Source organism: Phormidium sp. CCY1219, assembly GCF_055795085.1.
In genome coordinates this window covers 1-2340 of record NZ_JAYFEQ010000167.1, presented here as the reverse complement: position 1 = coordinate 2340, position 2340 = coordinate 1, and the positions used below count along the sequence as shown (strand labels likewise).

Genomic DNA, 2340 nt, shown 5'->3' with positions numbered 1-2340 from the left:
CGCTTTGACTACGCCTTTAAGAGTTCATTTCTGGACTGCTTAAGAATCTGCGCGTCAAAAGAGCCGCAGAGTGTCAACCCCTACAGATAGGTTGGAGCGTTGATTTCCTCAACCGGAAGGCTGAGCCACCACCTCAATCCGAGAACCCGGGTTTTTTTTCCAAGCCGTCGGCGCGATTTCCGGCACGACCTCCGCAGGTTCCCCCCACTCGCCCATCAAATTCTGAAGCATTACTTCTTGACGGGTGCGGTATTGCTGCAAATCTCCGTCAGTATTCATAATCGCCACCCACACCAAACCCGATTGGGTGGGAATCACCCCGGCGAGGGTACTCACATAATTGAGACTGCCCGTTTTCACCACCGCATTCGCGGGCAGGGGTCGCCCTTCTAACACCCCTAAATCTTTGCCGATAATCGCGATCGCATCTGCCAAGGTCATGTTATGCCCGTTCAGATACTCCTGTAGCGCCAAAAATACCCCACAAGCGGCGCGCGGCGACATGCGATTTTCTTCCCCCAATCCCGACCCATTAATCAGTTGAATTTCTCCTGCGCCCACCCCGGCGGCTTCGGCGGCTTTCTGGGCTACCACGCCGGCACCCCCCACGGATTCGGCGAGCATATCGGCAATCATATTATTACTGTACATATTCATTTGTTTGACAAGCTCCGCCAGGGGTCGAGAGCGATGGCGCAACAGAAGCGTTCGATTCGCCGACGCTGAATCCACCACCTGCACCGCACCCTCTACGATAACTTGCGGTTGCGGGGTGCCTGGGGGCAATGTGCCATATTGGGTTTGCGCTTCCGGCGGCCAAATTTGCGCGTTTAAGGCTTGCTGCAGCAGGGTTCCGGAGGTGGCGGGGTCGGTTTCAAAATTCATGGAAAACTCACCGACGATGACCAGATTACCCGTGACGCGATCGATACCCAGTTCGTTTAACCGATTGCCCAGGGGAATGGCATCTTCCCAGACAAAAAAGGGGTCTTCGCCGCCTAAAATTACTAAGTCGCCGTTTAATACCCCATTTTCAATCGGGCCTTTCGCGGCAATTTCGGTGACAAATTGGTGCTGCGGACCAAAGGTTTGCAGGGCGACGAGACTGGTGGCGATTTTGGTGACCGAAGCGGCGGAAAGGGGGGTGGTGCCTTGATGGTTGGCAAGCAGAGTATCCCCCCGTTGAATCCATATGCCTTGGTTTTCCCGGGCAAATCCTTGGGCGGCGAGGGTGTTGAGGTATTGTTCGATTTGAGCCGTTGTCTGGGGGTCTGGGTTCTCTGGCGCTGGGAGTAAGGGTTTCGCCGGTGGGGTGGATCGTTGCCCGTCGCGAACCGACGCTTGCACCGATGAGGCTTGCGGTGGGGAGGGTTGGGACGGAGAACAAGCGGCGATCGCAACAATCAAAAGTCCGGAAAGGGCAACCGTGCAACGAGGGGGGTCGATCGGGGTCATGGTTTGAATGAATGCCTGTGCATGTTTATTTTAAACGGTTGGAACCATAACCGGGCGCATGGATCCTACCGCGTTGACTCACCGTCAGTGGGACAATTTTATTGCAATTTTTACCACATTTTGCAAACTTTGTCAACCCTATATTCAAAAAAGTTTTTTCCCTTGGGTGGGGGTTAGCCCAAACGCGCTACTGTTCCCTTACGGTTCGTATTTATTTTCAAATAGCCAACTCTGTGATTTTGAATCCCAAATTAAATAAATGCGGCTTTTTGGATCGTCAGCTACATCTCCATCGTTCATTAAATACTGTAATTGTACATCCAATACTGCATCGGTGTCGGTGCGATCGCGAATCTGAACTTCTCCCACGCGAATTTCGCTCACCCTATCCCACCACTGTACGTAATTATCAAAGCTTACCGCCATCGTTTTAAAATTAGGAGACAGTTTGCGCCAAGTTTTTTGATATTGGCGACGGTTCAGATTGGCGTAATGATTGATAATAAATTCTTTGGGGTTTGGTTGCGGAGTCTGTAGGTTTTCCGACGCTATGCGATCGCCCTGGGAACTCTCCGGACCGGCGGTTATAGCTTCCGCTTCACTGGAAGAGTGAGAGGTAGTGGTTGCAGATTGGGGTCGCGTCATCCATACTCCGAGTAACAGGAAAGCGCCGATAATCAAACCGATGAGGGTGGTTTTTTGCCACTCTCCCATTCCCTTAGCGGAAGTATCTGTAGGTGAGGTAGTCGGAGAAACGACGGTGGTGGGTTGATAAGGCACATTTGACGGTGGTGGGGAAGGAACAGTGGCGGGGGTGGGGGTATAAGCGGGGGCGGCGATCGCATCTAACATTTCCCGAGCACTAGAGAAGCGATCGCGCGGATG

Annotated in this window: 1 protein-coding gene and 1 pseudogene; both read right to left on the bottom strand. The window is 52.8% G+C overall.

All coding sequences use genetic code 11. The features are described 5' to 3' along the window. Positions 1-108 precede the first annotated feature (108 nt). Positions 109-1455, bottom strand: coding sequence for a D-alanyl-D-alanine carboxypeptidase (locus AC0QH1_RS00965; RefSeq protein WP_324628854.1), 1347 nt, complete (start codon positions 1453-1455; stop codon positions 109-111). A 198-nt stretch (positions 1456-1653) separates the two neighbouring features. Beyond that, positions 1654-2340 (bottom strand): annotated as a pseudogene (locus AC0QH1_RS00960) (serine/threonine protein kinase); the annotation flags it as partial.

Coding starts and splice junctions, on each gene's coding strand:
- AC0QH1_RS00965 (WP_324628854.1), bottom strand. CDS start 1,455: ATGACCCCGATCGACCCCCCTCGTTGCACGGTTGCCCTTTCCGGACTT.